This is a genomic window from Streptomyces sp. NPDC085524 (assembly GCF_044541755.1).
GTDB lineage: Bacteria > Actinomycetota > Actinomycetes > Streptomycetales > Streptomycetaceae > Streptomyces.
The window spans coordinates 58,086-79,600 of record NZ_JBITTH010000011.1 but is presented as its reverse complement, the minus strand read 5'-3'; the positions used below and the strand labels follow the sequence as shown (position 1 = coordinate 79,600).

Genomic DNA, 21,515 nt, shown 5'->3' with positions numbered 1-21,515 from the left:
ACGCTGAGAGCGCTCTCACGCTTCAATACCTCGACCCCTGCCGTCGCCATTTCCCATCGGCAGGCCCCCCACACAAGGAGGATGAGAGTGTCCCGCTTGTCGAAAGCGCTGGCGTTCGGCGTCTCGGCGCTGTCCGTCGGTGCCGGTGTGCTGTTCCTCGGTCCGCCGCCTTCCGCCGAGGCTGTACCGGCGACCATCCCGCTCACCATCAAGAACAACTCCGGACGTAACGAGCCCGTCTACATCTACAACCTGGGCACCCTGCTCACGACGGGCAGGCAGGGCTGGGCCGACGCGAACGGAGCGTTCCACCCCTGGCCCGCCGGAGGCAATCCGCCCACCCCCGCACCCGACGCCGCGATCGCCGGCCCGGCCAACGGGCAGACCAAGACGATCCGGATGCCCAAGTTCTCCGGGCGCGTCTACTTCTCGATCGGGCAGAAGCTCGTCTTCAAGCTCACCAGTGGCGGCCTGGTGCAGCCCGCCGTGCAGAACCCCGCGGACCCCAACCACGACATCCTGTTCAACTGGTCCGAGTACACCCTGGGCGACGGCGGCCTGTGGATCAACAGCACGCAGGTCGACATGTTCTCCGCCCCGTACGCGGTGGGTGCGAAGGCGCCGGGCGGCACCGTCAAGAGCACCGGCCACCTCAAGGCCGGCGGCTACAACGCCGTCTTCGGCGGGCTGCGTTCGGCCGGCTGGGGCGGCCTGATCCTGAACCGCCCGGACGGCACGCCCCTGCGCGCGCTCTCGCCCGGCCACGGCATCGAGGCGGGCGGAATCCCGTCCGGCGCGATGAGCGACTACATCGACCGCGTCTGGAACAAGTACAGCTCCTCCACCCTCACGGTGACGCCGTTCGCGAACGAACCGAACACCAAGTACTACGGGCGCGTCTCGGGCAACGTCATGAACTTCACCAACGCGTCGGGGGCGGTGGTCACCAGCTTCCAGAAGCCCGACTCGGACAGCGTCTTCGGCTGCTACAAGCTCCTGGACGCCCCCAACGACACCGTCCGCGGCCCGATCTCCCGCACCCTGTGCGCGGGCTACAACCGCTCGACGCTCCTGACCAACCCCGACCAGCCCGACGCCGGCGGTGCCGGCTTCTACCGCGACGCCGTCACCAACCACTACTCCCGCCTCATCCACGCCCAGATGGCGGACGGCAAGGCGTACGGCTTCGCCTTCGACGACGTGGGCGCCCACGAGTCACTGGTCCACGAAGCGGACCCGCAGGAGGCCTTCATGACGCTTGATCCGCTCAACTGAGTGCTGCCCCGTAGGCGGCTGCGGCTGCCGGTCGGGCAGGCTCCCGCAGAGACCCCGCTTGCCCGATGGCCAGTACGCTCCGGCACCAGCGGTCCGCGCGCCGTTGACGGGGCCTAGCGTATTTCCGTCCGGGGCGCCACTTCGCGACCGGGCGGTGCGGCCCGTGCCGACGGGGTTCAGGGGGCGCAGGCCCGTGCCGCCCGTGCGCCGACGGGCCGTCGACCTCCCCTTTCGCCGCCCGCCGCCGAGGACCTCCCGGCGCAGCGGCCGAAAATCGTCGCAAGAGATGGCGCGTAGCGGTTCCTTCGGTCCGATGAACTCCGACGAAAGCGTCCGTGCGGGCAGTTGGGCGTAGTTATGCTCCCGCCCACCGGTCAGAAGGTGACCCTTTTCCGATAATTCGAGGACGCCGATGGAGCATAGAGACATTCCACCCGAAACGGTCCACCCGGAGGTGGGAGCGAGCCGGGCGCTGCCCGCGATCGCGTCCCTGGCCGCCGTCTGCCTGGTCGGGGCGCTTGTTTCCTCCTCCGAGCCGGTCGGCACCATCCTGATCGCCGCCGGCGCGCTGTGCGGCGCCGCGGTGTTCGTGGAAGCCTTACGGCGCGGCCGCGCGCTCGCCGCCTGCGGCGCCCAGATCGCCGAACTCCGGCACACCCTGGCCCGCCAGGAGACCGAGGCGACCCGCCTGTCCGCCGTCGTACTCCCCGAGGCCATCGAGCGACTGCGCCGGGGCGAGGTGGCCGAGGAGGTGCTCATCTCCCTGGGAGGCCGCGCCGGCCACGGCAACCGCTGGGGCAACGACGCCGCCCTCACCCCCCGCTTCAGGGCCGCCCTCCAGGCCGTACTGGCCCACGTCGTCGACGCCGTCGACAACGAGGAGAGCCTGCGCGACTCGGCGCAGCGGGCCTTCGTGAACGTCGCCCGCCGCGTGCAGGCGATCGTCCACCAGCAGGCCCACGAGATGCGCGAGATGGAGGACCGGCACGGCCGCAACCCGGACGTGTTCGGCGACCTTCTGCGGCTCGACCACGGCACCGCCCTCATCGGCAGGCTCGCCGACTCCATCTCGGTCCTCGGCGGTGCGCGCCCCGGCCGGCAGTGGAGCAGGGCCGTCACCCTCTACAGCGTGATGCGCGGCGCGATGTCGCGGATCATCGACTACCAACGCGTGGAACTCCACTCGGTCACCGAGGTCGCCGTCGTCGGCCCCGTCGTCGAACCGCTGATCCACACCCTCGCGGAGCTGCTGGACAACGCCACCCGCTACTCCCCGCCGCACACCCGGGTCCACCTCACCGCCGTCGAGGTGCAGTCGGGCATCGCCGTGGAGATCGAGGACGGCGGCCTCAGCATGAGCGAGGAGGCCCGGGCGCGCGCCGAGAAGATGCTCGCGCAGGCACAGTCCGGCATCGACCTCAACGACCTGGGTGAGACGCCGCGGCTGGGTCTGGCCGTGGTCGGCCGCCTGGCACAGGCGTACGGGTTCCAGGTGTCGCTGCGCTCCTCCGCGTACGGCGGCGTCCGCGCCGTGGTCATCGTGCCGCAGCACCTGATCACCACCGCGTCCGCGGCGACCGGCCTCGCCCACGGCATCGGCTCCTCCTCCGGGCCCAGGGCGGTGTCCGCCACACCGCGCGAACACCCCGTCGACGCCACGTCGGCCGGCGTGTACGTGCCCCGGCCCGCGCCGGCTCCGGCAGCCGGGCCGATGCCCGCCGCCGGCGGGCCGACCACCGAACGTACCGCGACCGGCCTGCCGCAGCGGCGCCGGAAGGACCGTGTCACCACCTCCGACGTCCGGCCGGCCGTGAAGCCGCAGCCGGCGGACGACAACGGCCCCGGAATGTGGCTGGAGGCGTTCCACAGCGGCCTGTCGGGTGAGCCCGGCAAGGACGCGCCGGGCGCCCAGGGCGCGTCGGATTCAGCGACCAAAGGGGCGTGAACAGTGATGACTCAGCGAAGCAGCATGGACTGGATGCTCAAGGACCTGGCCGCCGGAGTGCCGCAGACGCGGCACGTGATCGTACTGTCCGCGGACGGGCTCTGCGTGGCGCAGTACGGGGCCGAGACGGACACGGCCGACCGCCTGGCGGCCGCCTGCGCGGGCCTGCAGAGCCTCGCCGGCGCGGTCGCCGCCGAACTGCCCGACTCCGAGGGCCGAATGCGGCTGGTCGTGATCGAGATGGACGGCGGGTTCTTCTATCTCATGGCCGCCGGAGACGGCTCCTACCTCGCGGTCCTCGCCGACGAGGGCGTCGACGCGGGCCTGATGGGAGCGCAGATGCGCAACCTGGTGACCCGAATGGGGGACCACCTGAGCAGCCCGCCGCGGCATGACGGGCAGCCCGCGTGAAAGAGCCGCCCGCAAGCTGGGAGGAGAGCAGTCCCGAACGGCTGTACGTCATCACCGGCGGACGCAGCGGACCCTCCACCTCCGTCCGGTTGGACCTCGTGACCTTAGTGGTGGCCAAAGGGCCTCCCCGGCCCGAGATGCAACCCGAGCAGGTCTCCATCCTGCGGATGTGCCAGTCACCGTTGTCGGTGGCCGAGATCGCCGCGTACGTGCGCCTGCCCGTGAGCGTCGTCACCGTGCTGGTCGGAGACCTGGTGGCCGCCCAGCGCGTGCACGTCCGCCCGCCCGTTCCCGCCGCGCAGCTACCCGACCTTGCTCTGATCGAGGCAGTGATCGATGGACTTCAGAAGCTCTGACCCGCCCGCCGGGCCGCGCGAGGCGGACGTACTGCCGCACACGGCCGCGGCGGCCGTGAAGGTCGTCATCGTGGGCGGCTTCGGCGTGGGCAAGACGACGATGGTAGGTGCGGTCAGCGAGATCAAGCCGCTGACCACCGAGGAGACGATGACCAGGGCCGGCGTCGGCGTCGACGACACCTGGGGCGTCGCCCGCAAGATCACCACCACCGTGGCCATGGACTTCGGCCGCATCAGCATCAACGACGAACTCGTGCTGTACCTGTTCGGGACACCCGGCCAGGAGCGCTTCTGGTTCCTGTGGCGCGGGCTGTTCGAAGGCGCGCTCGGAGCCGTCGTACTCCTCGACACCCGTCGGCTGGAGATCAGCTTCGACGTCATCGGACGGCTGGAGGAGCGCGGCGTCCCCTTCGTCGTGGCCGTCAACTCCTTCCCCGGGGCCCCCGAGCATCCGCTGGAGGAGCTGCGCGAGGCCCTCGATCTGCCGCCCGCCGTCCCGATCCTCGTCTGCGACGCCAGAAGGCGGGAATCGTCCCGCGACGTACTGCTGACCCTCATGCGCTACCTGTACTCCCAGGCAGCCACCCAGGAGGCAATGTGAGCACCACCCCCACCCCACCGCCCGAGTGCCCCGCCCACGCCGCGGCGACCGCCGGCGGCCTGCACCGGCTGCACGGAGCGGAAGCCCAGGCGGACCCCCTCGCCCTGTACGAGAAGCTGCGGGCCGAACACGGCCCGGTGGCCCCGGTCCTGGTGAGCGGTGACCTTCCGGCCTGGCTGGTCCTCGGCCACCGGGAGAACCTGGACGTCGCCCGCACGTCGTCGCGCTTCGCGCGCGACCCCCGCGGCTGGCGCGACCTGAGAGAGGGCCGGGTGCCGGCCGACACCCCGCTCGGCCCCATGGTCTCCTGGGTGCCGGTGTGCAACTTCACCGACGGCCCCGTCCACGAACGGCTCCGCGGGGCCGTGGTGGAGTCCCTGGAACGCTTCGACAAGCGCGGCATCCGCCGCTACGTGACACGCTTCGCCAACCAGCTCGTCGACCAGATCGCGTCCGAGGGGTACGCCGACCTGGTGTCCGCCTTCTCCGACCAGCTCCCCATGCTGGTCATGACGCAGCTCATCGGGGCACCCGAGGAACACGGGCCGCTCCTGGTCAACGCGGCGCGGGACATGCTCCAGGGGACGGAGACGGCCCTCCAGAGCGATCGCTACGTCACCACCACGCTGCAGAACCTGGTCGTGGCGCGCAAGGCCAAGCCCGCCCGCGACCTCGCCTCCTGGCTGATCGAGCACCCGGCGGACCTCACCGACACCGAAGTGCTCATGCACCTGCGCGTCGTGCTGATCGCGGCCTACGAGACCACCGCCAACCTGATCGCCAACACGCTGCGCACCGTACTGACCGACCCGCGGTTCCGGGCGAGCCTCTCCGGCGGCCACATGACCCTGCCGGACGCCCTGGAGCAGGTCCTCTGGGACGACCCGCCGATCAACACGATCATCGGTCGCTGGGCCACCGGCGACACCGTGCTCGGCGGCCAGCAGGTGAAGGCCGGGGACATGATCCTGCTCGGCCTGGCCGCGGGCAACGCCGATCCGCAGATCCGGCCCGATCCGGCCGTGTCCGTCCACGGCAACCGCTCCCACCTGGCCTTCAGCAGCGGCCCGCACGAGTGCCCGGGGCAGGACATCGGGCGCGCCATCGCGGACACCGGTATCGAGGTCCTGCTGGACCGGCTGCCCGACCTTCAGCTCGCGGTCGACGCGAGCGAACTCCAGTGGCGGGGCACCCTGATGTCACGTCACCTGCTGTCCCTGCCGGTCCGGTTCGCTCCGCGCACGGTGGCCACCCCGGCTCCGCAGCTCTCGATGGAGCGGCCGGCGGGGCACCCCGTCCACCCGGTGATCCCGCCGCAGCCGACGGGGCCGCCCGCGGCCGCCGTCGGCGGCCGACGCCGTGGTGTCAGCTGGTGGCGCCGGCTGTTCGGCCGCCGCTGAGCCTGAGCCTCGTACCGAGGGCCCCGGCCAGCGGCCGGGGCCCTCGGTTGTTCACCGCTCAGTCGCGGAGGTGCCGCCACCAGGCCGCCAGGGCCGGCAGATCCGGCGGCTCGGTCCCGTCGGAGCTGGGGCCGTCGGCGAACCGGACCGTGAACGCGGCGTCCACGACCGGCAGTTCGTAGCGGTTGCGCGGGCTGGCGTACCGGGGTGCACGGGTCTGCCACGCGATGGAGCCGGCGATGTAGTGGCCCAGCGCCGCGAGATGACGGCGCAGTGCGTGGTCCGCGTCGTGCTCCAGGCGCTCCCGTAGCAGGAGGAAGAAGACCATCACCCGGTCACGCAGCGCCACGGCGAGCGGTACCGCGTCGGCCGGAGAGCAGCCCTCCTGATGGGCGTAGACGTTGACGAGGTTCACCTCGCGCGGTTCCAGGTGGTCGTCCTTGTCGTAGGAGAACAGGTCGTTGTCCGCACTGACGACGAAACCGGCTGCGTCCGTCAGTGCCGTCAGGGCGGGGGAGCAGAGGACGTCCGCCGGCAGCCGGTCCCGGCGCGCGACGTCCGACCAGGTCAGTGAGAACCGTGTGCCGTTGGCGAGCGGCCCCATCGCGACGAAGTCGTTCAGCCCCGGCATCACCCCCTCCTCCGCCCGGGCGGCGCGCCAGGCCGCCCCGAGCAGCCAGTCCCGTGTCCCCTCGGCGAACCTGCGCAGCTCGTAGGGGGCGAGCAGGGCGTGGGTACGGCCGACCAGGTCCAGCAGCGCCCGGGTCATGGGCCCCTCGGGCAGCAGGGACGCCCCGGGCTCCTCGACGGTGCGCAGCAGCCGCGCCCCGTGCTCGACGACGGCCGCCGTCCCCACCTCGTCGGAACCGGAATCCTGCCAGTCGTCGACGGCGTTGGCCCAGTAGTTCCACTCGGTGAACAGCAGGACCGCTTCCGTGTCCCCGTCGGGGATGATGCGGCAGGAGAAGTCGGCGCTGTGGGTGGCGAGCCCCCACGCGCGCTCGACCGGATCGGGGTACAGGCCGAAGGCGTCGAGCCACTCGACCGCCCGGGCCTCCACCTCCTTGGCGTCAGGGTGGACGAGGTCGCGCGGCAGGGGGCAGTAGAAGGGCGGCAGGCCCGTACCGAGGCGGGAGGGCCGGGGCGGCGCGGTCATCGGCCACCGCCGATCCGGAAGCGCAGCAGCCGCGTCTCCACCGCGTGGTCGCGCCACAGCCGGAAGAACTTGCTGTGCGCGATCGTCGACTGCTCGAGCCGGTCGGCGGTCCAGGCTCCGGGCTCGGCTCCCGGGTCCGCTCTCAGCCGGTCGAGTTCGGCGGTGTTCCAGGCCATGGACTGCACCCAGAACTCCGCCACCGAGTCCGTCACGTCCTCGTCCTGTACCAGTTCGAAGCCGGCCGCCTCCGCCGCGACCAGGTACTCGGCGCGCCGGCCGAGCCGTGTTCTGTAGTAGCCGTCCATGAACTCCCGCCACTCGGACGCGCCCACGAAGTGCTCCTGGATCCCGAACCAGCCTCCGGGTACGAGGGCCTTGGCGACGACCTCGAACAACCGTGCCCGGTCGGTGTATCCGCTGCTCTCGTTGGCGTAGACGGCGTCGTACGCGCACGTCTCGTCCAGGTCGTGGACGTCCGCCAGTACCGGCTCCACGCGCTGTGCGACCCCGGTGTTCCGGGCGAAGCGCCGCACGATCGGGAGGTGTTCCGGTGCGACGGTGAGGCCGGTGACCGACGCCCCGTGCTTCTGCGCCCAGTAGAGCGAGGTGCCGCCCAGGCCGCAGCCGATGTCGAGCAGCCGCCGGGGAGGCGCCTCGTACGCGCCCCAGGATCGGGCCGCGTGGTCGACTATCCGCTCCTGCGCGTCGAACAGGCTCCGCTTCAGCGTGCCCTGGGCGACGGTGGTGTCCGGTGGGCCGTCGGGGTACAGCCCCACGTGGAAGTGGACGCGTGGGCCCGGACCGTACTTCTGCAGGATCTCCTGTGTCTTGCGGCTGTAGTAGAGCCGCACCGCGTCGTCGGCGGTCGAGCCGCGGCCGCTGCCTAAGGTCCATACGAGGGGTATGACGCGCATGGGGTGTCCGCCCTTTCGTGGGGTAGGGCCGCCCCCCGGGGAAACGCCGGTGCCGCTCTCGTAGCGTCCCGAAGGGCACACTGTTGAAGCACGGACCATCGTGGCACTTCGGAGGCACCGCGTCAGCCCGCTGGAGCAGCACGGTACCGTCAAGATCAGTGGGTTGTGGGCTGGTTGACGCTGTTCACGAGCGTGCCCCTGACGTGGCCGGCGGTCGACGCGGTGTGCCCGTCGGCGATCTGTGTCAGGGGGTAGGCGGTGATCTCCGCGAGGCGCGGTTCGCGCGCGGCGACGAGACCGGGAGGGGTGTCTCCCGCCACCGTCCCTGCCTCCGCGACCTTCACCGCATCGGAATGGGGTAGCGGTTGCGCGAGCGCGCTGGCCGTGAGGGAGCAACCCTGGCCTTGCGCGGCGCCCCTGCCCGGGCGCGGCGACTCCTGGAGCTCACCGGTGCCACCGGCGTCCCCCGCACCGTCCGGTGCCCGCCGCGCCCGGCAAGATCCGACGCCGGGGGGTCGGGGTCCAGTGGCGAAAGGCCGAGGGCGAGGGCCGCCGCGCTTGTGGGGACCTTGGAGGGCAGCTCCGGTTCGTTCATGTCGGCCGCTTGCCCCTGTTCGGGTCCGGACACGTGCCGGGTGCGTCAGGCTGTCCGGGGGGCGAGCATCTGCCGGGGCGGCAGTCGGAGCGGGGTGGCGACCGCCGAGCAGAAATCGGCCAGCCCCGCCGCCAAGGCCTCCCGCGAGGCCGGTGACATCGTCGCCATCGCCTTCGCCAGGGCCTCCTGCCTGCGTGCGCGCAGGCCGTCGAGGTACGCCCGGCCGGCCGGCGTCAGGTGGACCAGGACTTCGCGCCGGTCGTCCGGTCCGGGGTGTCGTTCGAGGAAGCCGACGGCCTGGAGCCGGTCGCACAACCGGGTGACCGAGGGCGGGGCCGCCTCCAGCAGCCGGCCCAGTTCCCGCAGGTTCATCTCGTGCCCGTCGACGAGGAACAGCACCCGGGCCTGGGCGGAGGAGACGGGCGGCTCGCTGACCGTGTCGCGCCCCCGCTCCCAGACCACCTCCAGCAGCTCGATCAGCTCGCTCATCTCCGCCACCGCCGAGATGACCGGGCCGTGGGAGCCGCTCGGCGGCTGACTCATGTGACACTCCCTACCGGGCGTACGAGCCGCCTTTCCCGGCGAACCGGCGGCTTCGTGGTCCCCCATTTTGACAGTCGCGAGAGAGGCGGGTATCGAACCGGTGGCTGGAGGCGACGGAGTGGCGCGCATCCTGCGGGACGCGGCACCGCACGAGCTGTTCGAGAAGGTCCGTGAGGCCCTGGTCCGCGACCACGGAGCATCGAGCGCGGAACTGCTGATGGCGGACTACGCCTCGGCCCGCCTCCAGCCCGTGACGGCCCAGCCGTACACCGCCGAGTCCGTGTCGGCGTACAACGGCCCGGAGGGCCGGGCCTTCGGCGCCCAGGAGCCGCACGTCGTCGTCCGGGAGAGCGGGGTCACCGCTCACCTTCCGGTGAGCGTGCGCGGCGACCGGCTGGGTGTCCTGAGCGTCCAGTACGCCGCCGGCGCGTACGCGCCCGCGGCGCTCGGCCCGCTGAGGGACGTGGCGGACGCGCTGGCCCACGAGATCCTCGTCGCCGACCGGGACACCGACTACTTCCTCCAGGCCCGTCGGGCCAAGCGGCTCACCCTGGCCGCCGAGATGCAGTGGCAGCTGCTGCCCGGACGTTCCTGCTCGCGTCCGGAGTACGACCTCGGAGCGCAGTTGGAGCCCGCCTACGCCATCTACGGCGACTGCTTCGACTGGTCGGCCTCCGCCGACCACCTGACGCTGACCGTCAACAACGGCATGGGTGAGGGCATCGACGCCGCCCTGCTGACCAGCCTCGCCGTGAGCGCCATGCGCAACGCCCGCCGGGCCGGCCTCGGGATCGCCGACCAGGCGTCGCTGGCCGACCAGGCCCTGTACGGCCAGTACCGGGGCCGGATGCACCTGGCGGTGCTGCTGCTCCGCATCAGCCTGGACACCGGCGAGGCCGAGATCGTCGACGCGGGATCGCCCCGTCTCTGGCGACTGCGCGAGGGAACGGTGGAGCAGATCGAGCTGGAGGCCCAGCTGCCGCTCGGGATGTTCGAGGACACCGTCTACACCTGTCAGCGCCTGCGCCTGCTGCCCGGGGACCGGCTGTTCTTCCTGAGCGACGGGGTGTACGACGTCCTGTCCCCGGCCGGGGAGCGCTACAGCCTGAACGCCCTGGGCCGGGCCGTCCTGAACACCCGCCTGCTGCCGCCCTCGCAGGTGCCCCGGGCGTTCCTGGAGGAGCTGGCCGGACACCGCGGTGGCGTCGAGGCCGCCGACGACGCCATGGTCCTCTGCCTCGACTGGCACGGACGGCCCGGTGAGGGGCCGGGCGAACCGTAGGGCGCCCGGGACGGTGGGATGCCACAGTGGTGGCATGTCCCGTCCCGGCCCGACCGGAGCGCACGAGGATCCGGCCGCGGTGCTCGGCGCCGCCGCGGAACTCCTCGCAGCCCTGTACGCCCGGGGCCAGGACGGCGGAACACCGGCCGTGTCCCCCTCGCAATGGAGGGCGCTGCTGGCGGTCGAGGCGGCCGAAGGCATCAACCTGCGGGCCCTGGGCTCCCTGCTCGATTCCCGCCCGCCGTCCGTCACCCGGCTCTGCGACCGGCTGGAGGCCATGGGCCTGCTCACGCGCGCTCCGCACCCGAGCAGCCGGCGCGAGGTGGAGCTGCGTCTCACGCCCCGGGCGCGGGCCCTGCTGGACGAGCGGCGGACGGCCCGGGAGCGCGCCTTGACGGCGGTCCTCGCCCGGATGACAGCGCAGGACGTGGACGCGCTCGTGACGGGTCTTGCTGCGTTCCGGGAAGCGGCCGCCGGGCTCCTCCCGGCCGAGGCCGCCGCGAGCACCCCGGGTCCGGCGGCCGCGGCGACTCCCGACGCGGACGTGCCGTCGGCCGCCCAGGCCGCGGCCACCCCGCCGACGGCTCCTCGCGCCAGTCGGATTCCGGACACCGCCTGAGGGTGGGTCGGGTCCCTTGCGGGGGCTGGTACGACCTCCGGCGCGCACCCGGCATAATCATTGAGTTCGTAAAACATTGCCCTACGGCAAATGATCGCTCTACGCTGATCCGGCACGACCAGGCGTCCGTCGGACGTCCGCTTCCGGCGGCGAGAAGGGACAGACGCGACGCGATGGCGAGCACTCTTGGGCTCGGGGACCTGCATCTGGCTGCCCGTACGCCACCGCGGCAGGCGGTGAACCGGGCCCGGCAGGCCGCCTCCGTCGAGGGGGACGACTCCCTGGCCCTGTGGGACGGGGCGCCGCCGTACGTCCTGCTCATCGAGGACGACGAGGGCGACGCCCTGCTCGTCGAGGAACTCGTCGAGGACAGCGGCATCGACGTCCGCCTCGGCCGCGCCTCCTCCCTCGCCGACGCCCTGCGCCTCCTGGAGGACGAGGCACCCGCCTGCGTGCTGCTCGACCTCCACCTCCCCGACGCCCAGGGGCTCGACGGACTGAAGAAGGTCCTGGCCGTCTCCGCCGAGGTCGCCGTCGTCGTCCTCACCGGTCTCTCCGAGGAACGTGCGGGACTGACCGCCGTCGCGGCCGGTGCCCAGGACTACCTGATCAAGGGGCGCGTGGAGCCGGACGTCTTCATGCGGGCCATCCGGTACGCGATCCAGCGCAAGCGGACCGAGCTGGCGGCGGTCGCCCTCGAAGCGGGTCGCCTCCGCGCCGAGGAGAACGCCCGCCTCGAACGTGGTCTGCTGCCGACCCCGCTGCTCCTCGACGACCCGGCCGACGCCGTCAGCGTCTGCGCCCGCTATCACCCGGGACGGGCCCAGACACTGCTGGGCGGTGACTTCTACGACGTCGTCCAGACCCCCGACGGGGCCACCCACGCCGTCGTCGGCGACGTCTCCGGGCACGGCCCGAGCGAAGCGGCGCTCGGCGTGTGCCTGCGCGTGGCCTGGCGGTCCTTCGTGATGGCCGGCGCGCGCGACGCCGAGCTGCTCGGACTGCTGGAGCGCATCCTCCTCGCGGAGCGCTCCGGCCCCGAGATCTTCGCCACCCTGGTCTCCGTCACCCGCACGCCCGGCACCGCCGCCGTGTCCGTGCAGCGGGCCGGCCATCCCGGATTCCTGGTCCGCTCCACGGCCGGCGTGGAACTGCGGACCGTCCCGGGAGGGCCCGCGCTCGGCATCATGCCCGGCTGGGGCGCCGGCTGGCCCGTCACCGAGGTCCCGCTGGAGAAGGACGGCGCCGTGATGCTCTTCACCGACGGGCTGATCGAGGGACGCATCGGCCCGGGGTCCGAACGGCTCGACGAAGCCGGTCTCCTGGAAATCGCCCGCCGCCACGCCGGCCTGCCCGCCGAACGGTTCGTCGACTCCCTCATCCAGGCGGCGCAGGGCCTGGCCGCGGACTGGGGCGGCCTGGCCGACGACGTCGCCGTGCTGCACCTCGAATGGAACACCCCCACGTGACCCCCACCACTCAGCCGCTGCAAGAGCGCCGGGGACTGGCCGCCGACCGGCACGGGCCCAGCCTGCGGACCTGGCTGACCACCGTGCTCGTCGTCCTGGCCCTCATGGTCGTCGGCACCGGCGCCCTCGGAGCCACCCTGCTCTCCCGCACGACCACGGCCGGAAACCGGCTCGTCGACGGGATCCTGCCCGCCCAGCGGGACGCGCTGCGGCTGGAGACCGCCCTCCTGGACCAGGAGACCGGCATCCGGGGCTACCTGCTGGCCGACGAACCCGCGCTCCTGGAACCGTACGAACGCGGCCTGGCCAACGAGGCCACCGCCGCACAGCGCCTGTCGACCGTCCTCGAAGGAGACGCACGGGTACGCGGCGACCTGGCGGCCGTGCAGGAGGCCGCCCGCGCCTGGCGCCAGGAGTTCGCGGTGCCCGCCATCGCCTCCGTGGAAGACGGCGGCCCCCGGCCCTCGCTCCAGACCGGCAAGGACCGTTTCGACGAGGTCCGCCGGCGGATCGCCGCGCAGCAGGCGCACCTGGACCGCATCCAGGCCGAGGCCCGCACCACCTTCGGAGAGGCGCGTACGCAGCGCGACCGGATCCTCCTGGCGATCGTCGCCGCATTCCTGCTGGCCGGCGCCGCTCTCGCGGTGCTCCTGCACATCGGTGTGCTCCGGCCCCTCGCCCTGGTGCGCACGGCCTCCCGACGCGTCGCGAACGGGGCCTTCGACGAGCAGATCCCGCTGCGGGGCCCGGCCGAGCTGCGGGACCTGGCCGCTGCCGTGGAAGCCATGCGGCACCGCACCGTCGCCGAACTGAACGAGTCGCGGCGCAACGCCGAGCGGCTCGACCGCACGGCCGCGGAACTCGACGCCCAGGCGGTCGAGCTGCGCCGTTCCAACGCGGAGCTGGAGCAGTTCGCCTACGTCGCCTCGCACGACCTCCAGGAGCCGCTGCGCAAGGTGGCCTCGTTCTGCCAGCTCCTCGAGAAGCGTTACGGGGACCAGCTCGACGCGCGCGGCACCCAGTACATCGCCTTCGCCGTCGACGGCGCCAAACGGATGCAGGTGCTGATCAACGATCTGCTGGCCTTCTCGCGGGTGGGCCGGATCCAGGACGCCCGCGAGACGGTCGCCCTGGACGGTCCCCTGGACCGGGCGCTGCGCAACCTGGCCGCCGCCGTCGAGGAGAGTGACGCGCAGATCACGCGGCCCGAGCGGCTGCCGGACGTGGTGGGCGACCCCACGCTCCTGACCATGCTGTGGCAGAACCTGCTCGGCAACGCCGTCAAGTTCCGCTCGCCCGACCGCACCGCGCGGGTGGAGGTCGCGGTGGCCGACGAGCCCGCAGCGGACCCGGGTTTCGCGGCCTTCTCGGTCACGGACAACGGCATCGGAGTCCCGGCCGAGTTCGCCGAGAAGGTGTTCGTCATCTTCCAGCGGCTGCACGGCCGCGAGACGTACGGAGGGACCGGCATCGGCCTCGCGCTGTGCAAGAAGATCGTCGAACACGCGGGCGGCCAGATCCGGATCGACACGGCCCACCAGGAGGGCACTCGGATCGTCTTCACCCTGCCCGTCGCCCCAGATGCCGGTGCCGTACCGGACCCCGTACTGACCGAAGGAACCCCCTCATGAGCACCGCCGACGACCACCCCCGGGCAGCCCCCGCCGAAGTCCTGCTGGTCGAGGACGACGCGGGCGACGAACTGATGACCCGTGAGGCCTTCGCCGACAACAAGATCGGGAACGTCCTGCACGTGGTACGGGACGGCCTGGAGGCGCTGGACTTCCTCTACCGGCGGGGCGAGCACGTGGACGCGCCCCGCCCCGACCTCATCCTCCTCGATCTGAACCTGCCCAAGTACGACGGCCGGCAGGTGCTCGAGCAGATCAAGACGGATCCGGAGCTGAGCCACATCCCCGTGGTCGTGCTCACCACCTCGGCCGCCGAGGAGGACATCCTGCGCAGCTACAAGCTGCACGCCAACGCCTACGTGACGAAGCCGGTCGATCTCGACCAGTTCATGCGGGCCATCCAGCAGATCGACGATTTCTTCATCACAGTCGTCAAACTGCCCCGCGCCGGCCGGTGAGGGCCGGACGGGAACGGGGCGCAGCGCGAACCGGCGCGACAACACGGAGAGGACGGCCATGAACAGGGACACGCAAGACACGGACGAACGCAGCCACGTCGAGACGCGGTCCGAAGGGGACGTACGGATCGTGGTGATGGCGGGGGAGTTCGACATGGACAACGTGGCCGCGCTGCGGGTCGCGATGGACCCCGCGGCGCCGGGTGTCGCCCGGTACGTACTGGACGTCGCCGCGGTGACGTTCGTCGACTCGACCGCACTGAGCGTCCTGCTGATGCCGGCCCTGGAACGGCCGGTGGTCCTGGCCGGGAGCGTACCCGCCCGCCTGGCCCGGCTCCTGGAACTCACCGGCGCCGACACCGCGTTCGCCACCGCGCCCGATGTGGCGGAGGCCACGACCATGACCGTCGCGCCCCGGCGGGTGTGACGGGGTCCGAGGCGCTTCCCCGGTTTGAGAACCGCAATCGCGGCCATACGGGCGTCCGACAGTGTTCGACGTCCGTCGAGGTCCCCGGTCCGACACGGATCGGGGACCTCGACGCGCGAAGGGGAGGGGACCTCGTATGACGACACCGGACGAGGACGTGCCGGCATCCGTGAGGGGCACGGGCCTCGGGCGTGACGTGGTGCTCGTGGTCGGGCTTGTCGGCATCGGCATCGGCGGCCTGGTCGCGTTCGTGAAGGCCGCGCCGGAGAGCGGGGCCGGACTCCCGGTGTCGCCGATCGCCGCCCTGGTCGTGCTGCTGCTCGGAGCGGTACTGGTGAAGTGGACGGTCGCCCCCGGCCGGCGCCGCGTCCCCCGACGGCGCGGCTCCCGAGGGCGGCGCCCGGCAGCTGCGCTCGACGGGAGCGCGGCACCCGGGACCGCGGCACCCGGGACCGCGGCACCGACGACGGAGCTCCCCGATGTGGGGAGCGGGGCCCTGGACCATGCCGGGGCGGACGCGGACGGCTTCGAGCACACGGTCGCCGCGTTGTGCGCCCGGGACGGCTGCACCTCGGTGGAGGTCGTCGGCGGCGCGGGTGACCTGGGTGCCGACGTCCTGGCGACGACGGCGGACGGGAGGCGGGTGGTGTTGCAGTGCAAGCACTACTCCGAGGACAACCGGGTCGGTTCGCAGGACCTCCAGCGCTTCGGCGGGACCTGTTTCGCGGTCCACCAGGCGGATGTCGCGGTCCTCGTCACGACCGGTTCCCTCACCGCTCCCGCTGTCGAGTACGCCGAGACCTGCGGGATCGTCTGCGTCGACGGCGAAGTCCTGGCGGCGTGGACGGAGATGGAGGCACCGCCTCCGTGGGAGGCGGGCGGGCCGTAGCCCGGAGCGAATGCCTCCGCCTGACCCGCCCTCCCGCCTTCCCGCCCTGCCGTCCCGACCGAGGAGCACCACCATGACCGACACGGGCACCACCCGCGCCACCGTCACCGACACCCCTGCCGCCCGCACCGCGCCGCTGCCCGGAGCCGGGCCCGCCACCCCCGGCGCGGACTTGGAGCAGGAGCGCATCCACCGCATCCGCCGCCGGCTGGAGAGACTGATCGGCATCGCGGCGACCGAGGGGAACTCCGTACGCCCCCTGCGCAACGGGGACGAGATCTTCACCGCGATGCTGGACGCCATCGGCTCCGCCCGCCACACCGTCGACATGATGACGTTCGTCTACTGGAAGGGCACCATCGCCCGCCGGTTCGCCGAGGCCCTGGCCGAACGCGCCCGCGCCGGAGTCCGGGTACGGCTGCTCCTGGACGGCTTCGGCAGCCGCCTGATCGAGCAGGACCTCCTGGACCACATGGACGCCGCCGGAGTGGACGTCGCCTGGTTCCGCAAGCCCGCCTACCTCTCCCCGCTCAAGCAGAACCACCGCTGCCACCGCAAGGTCCTCGTCGTCGACGAACGGACGGCCTTCACCGGGGGAGTGGGCATCGCCGAGGAATGGTGCGGTGACGCCCGCAACCCGGGCGAGTGGCGCGACACGCACGCCGAGGTCCGCGGACCCGCCGTCGACGGGATCGCCGCGGCGTTCGCGCAGAACTGGGCGGAGTGCCATCCGGAGCTCTTCGACGAGCGCGACCGCTTCGTGTCCCACGAGCCGGCCGGCTCCGCCATCGTCCAAGTGGTGCGCGGCTCGGCCGCCTTCGGCTGGCAGGACATGCAGACGCTGATGCGCGTGATCCTCGAATCGGCGCAGGAGCGCGTGCGCCTGGCGACCGCGTACTTCGCCCCCGACGACCACTTCGTCGGCCTGCTCGCGGACGCCGCCCGCCGGGGCGTCACGGTCGAGATCCTGCTGCCCGGCCCGCACACGGACCAGCGCGTGTGCCAACTGGCCGGACAGCACCACTACGAGGCGCTCACCACCGCGGGCGTGCGCATCCACCAGTACCAGCCGACGATGATGCACGCGAAGGTCATCACCATGGACGGTGTCGTCTCCCTCATCGGCTCGTCCAACTTCAACCGCCGCTCCCTCGACCACGACGAGGAGGTCATGCTGGCGGTGATGGACCCGGACCTCACCCGGACCCTGGACGAGCACTACGACCAGGACCTGGAGGTCAGCACCCGGATCGTCGGGCACCGCTGGAAGCGCCGCTCCCTGCTCCAGCGCGCCCGCGAGCTGTCGGTCCGCCCGCTGCGCCGCTATCTGTGAGGGGCCGGGCGGTCAGGACAGGCGCAGGACGGTGCTGATCGTCTTGCCGTCGGAGTGCGTCCGGCACTCCACGCGCTCCGCGAGGCGCTGTACGAGCGGCCACCCGTACCCGCCCGGACGCTCGACCGTACCGGTCCGGGCGGCGGGGAACAGGGGGCTTGCGTCGCCGATGGACAGGTTCAGGAGGTCCTCGGTGACGTCGGCACGGAAGGCGGTGACCCCGCCGCCGTGGCGGATCGCGTTGGTGACGAGTTCCGACGTGACGAGGAGTGCGTCCGCAGCGGTGGCCGTGTCGAGCTCCACCCCGGCCCGCAGCAGCACCTCGCTGACACGGGCGCGGGCGGCCGCCGCGGAGGCCGGCGGGCGGGCGGACCGCGGCTCGTCCTCCCGCGTCAGCCCGTTGTCCAGTACGTCGCCCGAATCGGGTGTGGTGGTCATGACGTCAGCGCTGCCTCCAGACTGTCCGCCATCGTGAAGGCGGATGCGGTCCCGGTGACCTCGAACAACCGCTGCACCGCAGTCTGCAGAGGACCGGCGAGCACGAGGATCGCTCCGGCACCGCGGTGGGCCCGTTGGGCGTCCAGGAGCGCGTGCAGGACAGAGGAGTCCGCGAAGCGCGTACCGGAGAGGTCGACCACCGTACGGGTGCGACCGCCCGCAGGGGTGGCCGCGAGGGCCCGGTTCAGGGCAGGCGCCCGTTCCCCGTCGATGTCGCCGCGCAGGCTGACGACTGCGACGCCCTGCTCGGTGGTCGTCGTGACGACCGCTTCGTCTCCGGTCACTCCGACATCCTCCTACAGGGGAGGCCGGGGGAGGCAAGGAGTCCTTGGGAGGAGGGCGCCCCCACCCGCGCGGGTGACGGTTCGTCATGATGTCGGAAGGGTGCCCGGTTGCGGCCGACGTGCTCCGTGGAGGATGGTTGCCGTAAGGCAACAATGTCTCCGACGTGAAGAAGAAGAGGTGAGGGGTTCGCGCAGCGGGCCTTGGATGTGTGGTTCCCTTCCCGCAGATGACGTCCGGTTCACCGGCAGCGGGCCTCCCGTGGAGTGAGGCCCCGTACCCCGTTTTCGCCGCCGATCCCCAGGCCAGGGTGGTCTTCGCCAACGAGGCGGCCCGGCTGGTCTTCCCGCAGGCGCGCCCCGGCGCGGCCCTGGCCGACGTGGTGCCCGCGTGGCTGGCCGCGGCGCACGCGCGGCACCGGGCCGACTCCGCCCCCGCGAACCCGCCGGTGCCCGGCGCGGCCCGGTTCGTCCAGGGCCCGGTGGGCGAGGGGTCGTTCGAGGCGCACCCCACCCGCAGGGACGACGGAAGCGTGGTGTGGTGGCTCGTGGACGACACGGACCACCGGCTGGCCCGGGAAGCCCTGCGGACGGAACAGGAACGCACGGCGTTCCTCGTCCGCTCGTCCAACCTGCTGCTGTCCTCGCTGAACCTGGACCGCTGCATGAACGTCACGGCGCAGCTGGCCGCCGAGCACCTCACCGACGCCGCCCTGGTGATCGCACCCGCGCGCGACACCGGCCTGCCGGTGGTGGCCTGCGTGCGCGGCGGCACGCCCTCCGTGTCGCTGCGGGCCGTCGACCCCGAGGAGGTCCCGGGCCTGGCGGAGGCGCTCCAGGGTTTCCCGCCCGTGCCGTCCCGCTGGATCGATCCCGCGGCCGCGCCCGACTGGCTGCTCCCCGAGGGTCTGGACGGTGTCGGGTCGATCGTCGTCACCCCGCTGCCCGGCCACGGGGTGCCCGCCGGCGCACTCGTCCTGTTGCGCGGCACCGGAGCCCCCGCCTTCACGGAGGGCGAAGAGGTCTTCGCGAGACTGTTCGCGGCCCGCGCCGGCGCGGCGATGTCGGCGGCACGCCTCTACGCGGAGCAGGCGTCGGTCACCGAGACCCTGATGCGCGAGCTGCTGCCGCCCCGGCTGGGCCAGGTGGCCGGCGTCGAGTACGCGGGGGGCTACCGCCCCTCCAAGGACCACGAGCGGGTCGGCGGCGACTTCTACGACGTCCACCCGGCGGTCGACGGGGGCGACGCGTCGCTGGTCGTGCTCGGAGATGTCTGCGGCAAGGGCCTGGAAGCCGCCGTCATGACCGGGAAGATCCGCAACACGCTGCACGCGCTGCTCCCCATGGCCGACGACCACCACCGCATGCTCAGCCTCCTCAACTCCGCGCTGCTCAACTCCGAGAGCACCCGCTTCGCCACCATGGTGCTGGCCTCCGCGACGCGCGAAGGCAACAGCGTGCGGCTGCGGCTGACCAGCGCCGGCCACCCCGCCCCGCTGCTCCTGCGCTCCGACGGCCGGATCGAGGCGGCGGCCACGCAGGGCACCCTGGTGGGGGTGCTCCCCGCCGTCTCCGCCGAGACGGCCTCGGTCACGCTGGCACCCGGCGACGCCTGCGTCCTGTACACGGACGGGATCAGCGAGGCCCGCGGCGGTCCGCTGGGCGGGGCGATGTTCGGCGAGGAGCGGCTGCGGCGAGCTCTGTCCGATTGCGCGGCGATGCCCGCCCAGGCCGTCGTCGAACACGTGCAGATGCTCACCGCCCAGTGGGTGGGCCGAGGCCGTCACGACGACATGGCCATCGTGGTCATCTCCGCGCCCCGCACCAACCACCTCAGCGCGGTGGACGGCCACACCCGGGGCAGGTTCACCGCATGAGTTCGCAGAGCACCTCCCCGGTCCTGAGCACGGACGCCCTCGCCGAAGAGGTCTGGGGATCCGTCATGGCCCTCGACGAACCCGCCGCGGTGGGGTCGGTCCTGCGGGCACTCGACGACGGCGTCGGCCCGGAGTCCGTCCTGCTGGAGGTGATCGGCCGGGTCCAGGGGCGGGTGGGCGAGGAGTGGGCCGCCAACCGCATCAGCGTGGCCCAGGAGCACGCCGCCACCGCCATGAACGAGCGGGCCGTAGCGGCGCTCGCCCTGCATCCCGCGGCACGAACGGAACCCCGTCGCGGCCGGATCACGGTCGCCTGTGTGGACGGTGAATGGCACGCCCTGCCGGCCCGCCTGCTCGCGGAGGTCCTGCGGGTCCGCGGCTGGCACGTCGACTACCTCGGCGCCCAGGTACCCACCCCGCACCTCATCGCGCACGTGCACCGCACCGGCCCCGACGTGGTGGCCCTCTCCAGCTCCATCCCCACGCGCCTGCCCGTCGCACACGCCACGATCACCGCCTGCCAGGCCGTCGGCACCCCAGTGGTCGTCGGCGGCGCCGCCTTCGGACCCGGCGGCCGCTACGCCCGCCTCCTGGGCGCGGACGGATGGGCGCCCGACGCCCGCACCGCCGCGGACGACCTCGCCCGTCGGCCGCTGCCCCGGCCCCGGCCCGGCCACCAGGCCATCGACGACCTCCCCCACCTGAAGGACCAGGAGTACACGCTCATCGCGCGCGGCCGGCCCCGCCTGGTCCGCGAGGTGCTCGCCGAACTGGAGGACGCGTACCCCGCGGTGCGCGACTACACCGAGGAGCAGCGCGAACGCACGGCCGAAGACCTCTCCCACATCGTGGAGTTCCTCGCCACCGCCTTGTACACCGACGATGAGGAACTCTTCGGCGGCTTCCTGCTCTGGACCGCCGACGTCCTGCACGCCCGAGGGGTCCCGGCCGCGTCCCTGCTGCCCGCCCTGACACTGCTGCGCCGCCGCGTCGGGGACTTCCCCCGGGCCGTCGCCGTGCTCCACGCCGGTGCGGACCGCCTCACCCGTACCCTCCTTACCGCCGCCGGGAACGCCGAATGACCAGCTCGCCCTCCACTCCGCTCCGCCTGTCGTGCCGCCGGGCCGACGACGCCCTCCGCATCGAGCTGCGGGGCGACCTCGACCACCGGTACGCCGACCTGCTGGTCCACGACGTCAGCCGTGCGCTGGGGGAGTGCGGCACGCCGCTCGAGGTACGACTGGACTGCTCGGGCGTGACCATGGTCGACCCGAGCGGCCTTTCGGCATTGCTGATGGTCCGCCGCCGTACCGACGCGGCCGGTGCGGCGCTGCACCTCGACGGTCGGCCCCGGCAGCTGGAGCGGCTACTGGAACAGACCGGCACCCTCGCGCACTTCACTGGGGGCGCCGGTGTGCGCGCTCCGCTGACCGGGCCGGCCGAGGCCCCCGCTCCCTCGCCCTCGACCGCCCCGAACCCCACGGCCTGACCTCACCGAGTCGCCGGCATGGCTTGCGACGGACGGGGGAACCGGCGCCCCATTCGGCGGCCGCCC

23 protein-coding genes are annotated in these 21,515 nt (G+C 72.5%); 17 read left to right on the top strand and 6 right to left on the bottom strand.

All coding sequences use genetic code 11. The annotated features are described in order from the left end of the window. The first annotated feature begins 81 nt into the window (after positions 1-81). The 6 genes from ACIGFK_RS18820 to ACIGFK_RS18795 all read left to right on the top strand — a co-directional run bounded on the left by ACIGFK_RS18820 (position 82) and on the right by ACIGFK_RS18795 (position 5,988). A complete protein-coding gene (locus ACIGFK_RS18820; RefSeq protein ID WP_400052688.1) occupies positions 82-1,275 on the top strand; it encodes a glycoside hydrolase family 64 protein in 1,194 nt (397 codons plus the stop codon). A gap of 412 nt (positions 1,276-1,687) precedes the next feature. Next, entirely contained in the window at positions 1,688-3,220 is a 1,533-nt protein-coding gene (locus ACIGFK_RS18815; RefSeq protein ID WP_400052686.1) for a sensor histidine kinase, read from the top strand. A 6-nt stretch (positions 3,221-3,226) separates the two neighbouring features. Next, positions 3,227-3,631 carry a roadblock/LC7 domain-containing protein gene (locus ACIGFK_RS18810; protein WP_356811528.1) on the top strand — a complete coding sequence of 135 codons (405 nt, stop codon included), beginning with the start codon at positions 3,227-3,229 and terminating at the stop codon, positions 3,629-3,631. After that, on the top strand, positions 3,628-3,987 hold the full coding sequence (locus ACIGFK_RS18805) for a DUF742 domain-containing protein (RefSeq protein WP_376662271.1): 360 nt from the start codon (positions 3,628-3,630) through the stop codon (positions 3,985-3,987). The genes ACIGFK_RS18810 and ACIGFK_RS18805 overlap by 4 nt, the downstream gene beginning before the upstream one ends. Next, a complete protein-coding gene (locus ACIGFK_RS18800; RefSeq protein WP_376662270.1) occupies positions 3,968-4,588 on the top strand; it encodes an ATP/GTP-binding protein in 621 nt (206 codons plus the stop codon). The genes ACIGFK_RS18805 and ACIGFK_RS18800 overlap by 20 nt, the downstream gene beginning before the upstream one ends. Continuing rightward, on the top strand, positions 4,585-5,988 hold the full coding sequence (locus ACIGFK_RS18795) for a cytochrome P450 (protein WP_386466060.1): 1,404 nt from the start codon (positions 4,585-4,587) through the stop codon (positions 5,986-5,988). The genes ACIGFK_RS18800 and ACIGFK_RS18795 overlap by 4 nt, the downstream gene beginning before the upstream one ends. Before the next feature lie 58 nt (positions 5,989-6,046). Here the strand turns inward: ACIGFK_RS18795 and ACIGFK_RS18790 are convergent, their stop codons facing one another. The 4 genes from ACIGFK_RS18790 to ACIGFK_RS18775 form a co-directional block, all read right to left on the bottom strand. Beyond that, entirely contained in the window at positions 6,047-7,144 is a 1,098-nt protein-coding gene (locus ACIGFK_RS18790) for a hypothetical protein (protein ID WP_376655510.1), read from the bottom strand. Next, on the bottom strand, positions 7,141-8,058 hold the full coding sequence (locus ACIGFK_RS18785) for a methyltransferase domain-containing protein (RefSeq protein ID WP_386466063.1): 918 nt from the start codon (positions 8,056-8,058) through the stop codon (positions 7,141-7,143). Before ACIGFK_RS18785 ends, ACIGFK_RS18790 begins: the two co-directional genes overlap by 4 nt. A gap of 155 nt (positions 8,059-8,213) precedes the next feature. Next, complete coding sequence (locus ACIGFK_RS18780) at positions 8,214-8,378, bottom strand: hypothetical protein (protein WP_376655508.1); 165 nt, start codon at positions 8,376-8,378, stop codon at positions 8,214-8,216. Positions 8,379-8,698: 320 nt separating this feature from the next. Next, positions 8,699-9,196, bottom strand: coding sequence for a MarR family winged helix-turn-helix transcriptional regulator (locus ACIGFK_RS18775; protein ID WP_400052682.1), 498 nt, complete (start codon positions 9,194-9,196; stop codon positions 8,699-8,701). 118 nt (positions 9,197-9,314) lie between these two features. Here ACIGFK_RS18775 and ACIGFK_RS18770 point away from each other — a divergent pair, with 118 nt between their 5' ends. The 8 genes from ACIGFK_RS18770 to ACIGFK_RS18735 all read left to right on the top strand — a co-directional run bounded on the left by ACIGFK_RS18770 (position 9,315) and on the right by ACIGFK_RS18735 (position 17,304). Further along, positions 9,315-10,478: a PP2C family protein-serine/threonine phosphatase gene (locus tag ACIGFK_RS18770; protein ID WP_376655506.1), complete on the top strand. Its 1,164-nt coding sequence runs from the start codon at positions 9,315-9,317 to the stop codon at positions 10,476-10,478. Positions 10,479-10,512: 34 nt separating this feature from the next. Next, positions 10,513-11,097 carry a MarR family transcriptional regulator gene (locus ACIGFK_RS18765; protein ID WP_400052680.1) on the top strand — a complete coding sequence of 195 codons (585 nt, stop codon included), beginning with the start codon at positions 10,513-10,515 and terminating at the stop codon, positions 11,095-11,097. A gap of 173 nt (positions 11,098-11,270) precedes the next feature. After that, the gene (locus tag ACIGFK_RS18760; protein ID WP_376655504.1) at positions 11,271-12,566 is read left to right on the top strand and encodes a PP2C family protein-serine/threonine phosphatase; all 1,296 of its coding nucleotides are present in this window, start codon (positions 11,271-11,273) and stop codon (positions 12,564-12,566) included. Continuing rightward, the gene (locus tag ACIGFK_RS18755) at positions 12,563-14,197 is read left to right on the top strand and encodes an ATP-binding protein (RefSeq protein ID WP_400052678.1); all 1,635 of its coding nucleotides are present in this window, start codon (positions 12,563-12,565) and stop codon (positions 14,195-14,197) included. Before ACIGFK_RS18760 ends, ACIGFK_RS18755 begins: the two co-directional genes overlap by 4 nt. Continuing rightward, entirely contained in the window at positions 14,194-14,655 is a 462-nt protein-coding gene (locus ACIGFK_RS18750) for a response regulator (RefSeq protein WP_376655503.1), read from the top strand. Before ACIGFK_RS18755 ends, ACIGFK_RS18750 begins: the two co-directional genes overlap by 4 nt. Before the next feature lie 58 nt (positions 14,656-14,713). Beyond that, on the top strand, positions 14,714-15,082 hold the full coding sequence (locus ACIGFK_RS18745) for an STAS domain-containing protein (RefSeq protein WP_386466074.1): 369 nt from the start codon (positions 14,714-14,716) through the stop codon (positions 15,080-15,082). A gap of 136 nt (positions 15,083-15,218) precedes the next feature. After that, the gene (locus tag ACIGFK_RS18740; protein WP_386466077.1) at positions 15,219-15,971 is read left to right on the top strand and encodes a restriction endonuclease; all 753 of its coding nucleotides are present in this window, start codon (positions 15,219-15,221) and stop codon (positions 15,969-15,971) included. Positions 15,972-16,044: 73 nt separating this feature from the next. After that, positions 16,045-17,304 carry a phosphatidylserine/phosphatidylglycerophosphate/cardiolipin synthase family protein gene (locus ACIGFK_RS18735; protein WP_376655500.1) on the top strand — a complete coding sequence of 420 codons (1,260 nt, stop codon included), beginning with the start codon at positions 16,045-16,047 and terminating at the stop codon, positions 17,302-17,304. Between the two features lie 12 nt (positions 17,305-17,316). On the opposite strand, the gene ACIGFK_RS18730 is transcribed toward ACIGFK_RS18735, so the two are convergent. After that, positions 17,317-17,742: an ATP-binding protein gene (locus tag ACIGFK_RS18730; RefSeq protein WP_376655499.1), complete on the bottom strand. Its 426-nt coding sequence runs from the start codon at positions 17,740-17,742 to the stop codon at positions 17,317-17,319. Then, positions 17,739-18,086: an STAS domain-containing protein gene (locus tag ACIGFK_RS18725; protein WP_376655498.1), complete on the bottom strand. Its 348-nt coding sequence runs from the start codon at positions 18,084-18,086 to the stop codon at positions 17,739-17,741. Before ACIGFK_RS18725 ends, ACIGFK_RS18730 begins: the two co-directional genes overlap by 4 nt. A gap of 227 nt (positions 18,087-18,313) precedes the next feature. Between ACIGFK_RS18725 and ACIGFK_RS18720 the strand changes: the two genes are divergently transcribed. Genes ACIGFK_RS18720 through ACIGFK_RS18710 form a run of 3 tightly spaced genes read left to right on the top strand, consistent with a single transcriptional unit; the run spans position 18,314 to position 21,449 of the window. Beyond that, positions 18,314-19,960 (top strand): PP2C family protein-serine/threonine phosphatase, encoded by a 1,647-nt coding sequence (locus ACIGFK_RS18720; protein ID WP_376655497.1) that lies wholly within the window; start codon positions 18,314-18,316, stop codon positions 19,958-19,960. Beyond that, positions 19,957-21,042, top strand: coding sequence for a B12-binding domain-containing protein (locus ACIGFK_RS18715; protein ID WP_386466082.1), 1,086 nt, complete (start codon positions 19,957-19,959; stop codon positions 21,040-21,042). The genes ACIGFK_RS18720 and ACIGFK_RS18715 overlap by 4 nt, the downstream gene beginning before the upstream one ends. Continuing rightward, positions 21,039-21,449, top strand: coding sequence for an STAS domain-containing protein (locus tag ACIGFK_RS18710; protein ID WP_386466085.1), 411 nt, complete (start codon positions 21,039-21,041; stop codon positions 21,447-21,449). The genes ACIGFK_RS18715 and ACIGFK_RS18710 overlap by 4 nt, the downstream gene beginning before the upstream one ends. Positions 21,450-21,515 lie beyond the last annotated feature (66 nt).

What these genes read in the sequence shown, in the direction of transcription:
- ACIGFK_RS18790 (WP_376655510.1), bottom strand. Translation starts at nt 7,144, where the DNA reads ATGACCGCGCCGCCCCGGCCCTCCCGCCTCGGTACGGGCCTGCCGCCC.
- ACIGFK_RS18810 (WP_356811528.1), top strand. Translation starts at nt 3,227, where the DNA reads ATGACTCAGCGAAGCAGCATGGACTGGATGCTCAAGGACCTGGCCGCC.
- ACIGFK_RS18710 (WP_386466085.1), top strand. Translation starts at nt 21,039, where the DNA reads ATGACCAGCTCGCCCTCCACTCCGCTCCGCCTGTCGTGCCGCCGGGCC.
- ACIGFK_RS18775 (WP_400052682.1), bottom strand. Translation starts at nt 9,196, where the DNA reads ATGAGTCAGCCGCCGAGCGGCTCCCACGGCCCGGTCATCTCGGCGGTG.
- ACIGFK_RS18735 (WP_376655500.1), top strand. Translation starts at nt 16,045, where the DNA reads ATGACCGACACGGGCACCACCCGCGCCACCGTCACCGACACCCCTGCC.
- ACIGFK_RS18715 (WP_386466082.1), top strand. Translation starts at nt 19,957, where the DNA reads ATGAGTTCGCAGAGCACCTCCCCGGTCCTGAGCACGGACGCCCTCGCC.
- ACIGFK_RS18785 (WP_386466063.1), bottom strand. Translation starts at nt 8,058, where the DNA reads ATGCGCGTCATACCCCTCGTATGGACCTTAGGCAGCGGCCGCGGCTCG.
- ACIGFK_RS18820 (WP_400052688.1), top strand. Translation starts at nt 82, where the DNA reads ATGAGAGTGTCCCGCTTGTCGAAAGCGCTGGCGTTCGGCGTCTCGGCG.
- ACIGFK_RS18760 (WP_376655504.1), top strand. Translation starts at nt 11,271, where the DNA reads ATGGCGAGCACTCTTGGGCTCGGGGACCTGCATCTGGCTGCCCGTACG.
- ACIGFK_RS18750 (WP_376655503.1), top strand. Translation starts at nt 14,194, where the DNA reads ATGAGCACCGCCGACGACCACCCCCGGGCAGCCCCCGCCGAAGTCCTG.
- ACIGFK_RS18800 (WP_376662270.1), top strand. Translation starts at nt 3,968, where the DNA reads ATGGACTTCAGAAGCTCTGACCCGCCCGCCGGGCCGCGCGAGGCGGAC.
- ACIGFK_RS18765 (WP_400052680.1), top strand. Translation starts at nt 10,513, where the DNA reads ATGTCCCGTCCCGGCCCGACCGGAGCGCACGAGGATCCGGCCGCGGTG.
- ACIGFK_RS18815 (WP_400052686.1), top strand. Translation starts at nt 1,688, where the DNA reads ATGGAGCATAGAGACATTCCACCCGAAACGGTCCACCCGGAGGTGGGA.
- ACIGFK_RS18745 (WP_386466074.1), top strand. Translation starts at nt 14,714, where the DNA reads ATGAACAGGGACACGCAAGACACGGACGAACGCAGCCACGTCGAGACG.
- ACIGFK_RS18720 (WP_376655497.1), top strand. Translation starts at nt 18,314, where the DNA reads ATGACGTCCGGTTCACCGGCAGCGGGCCTCCCGTGGAGTGAGGCCCCG.
- ACIGFK_RS18740 (WP_386466077.1), top strand. Translation starts at nt 15,219, where the DNA reads ATGACGACACCGGACGAGGACGTGCCGGCATCCGTGAGGGGCACGGGC.
- ACIGFK_RS18730 (WP_376655499.1), bottom strand. Translation starts at nt 17,742, where the DNA reads ATGACCACCACACCCGATTCGGGCGACGTACTGGACAACGGGCTGACG.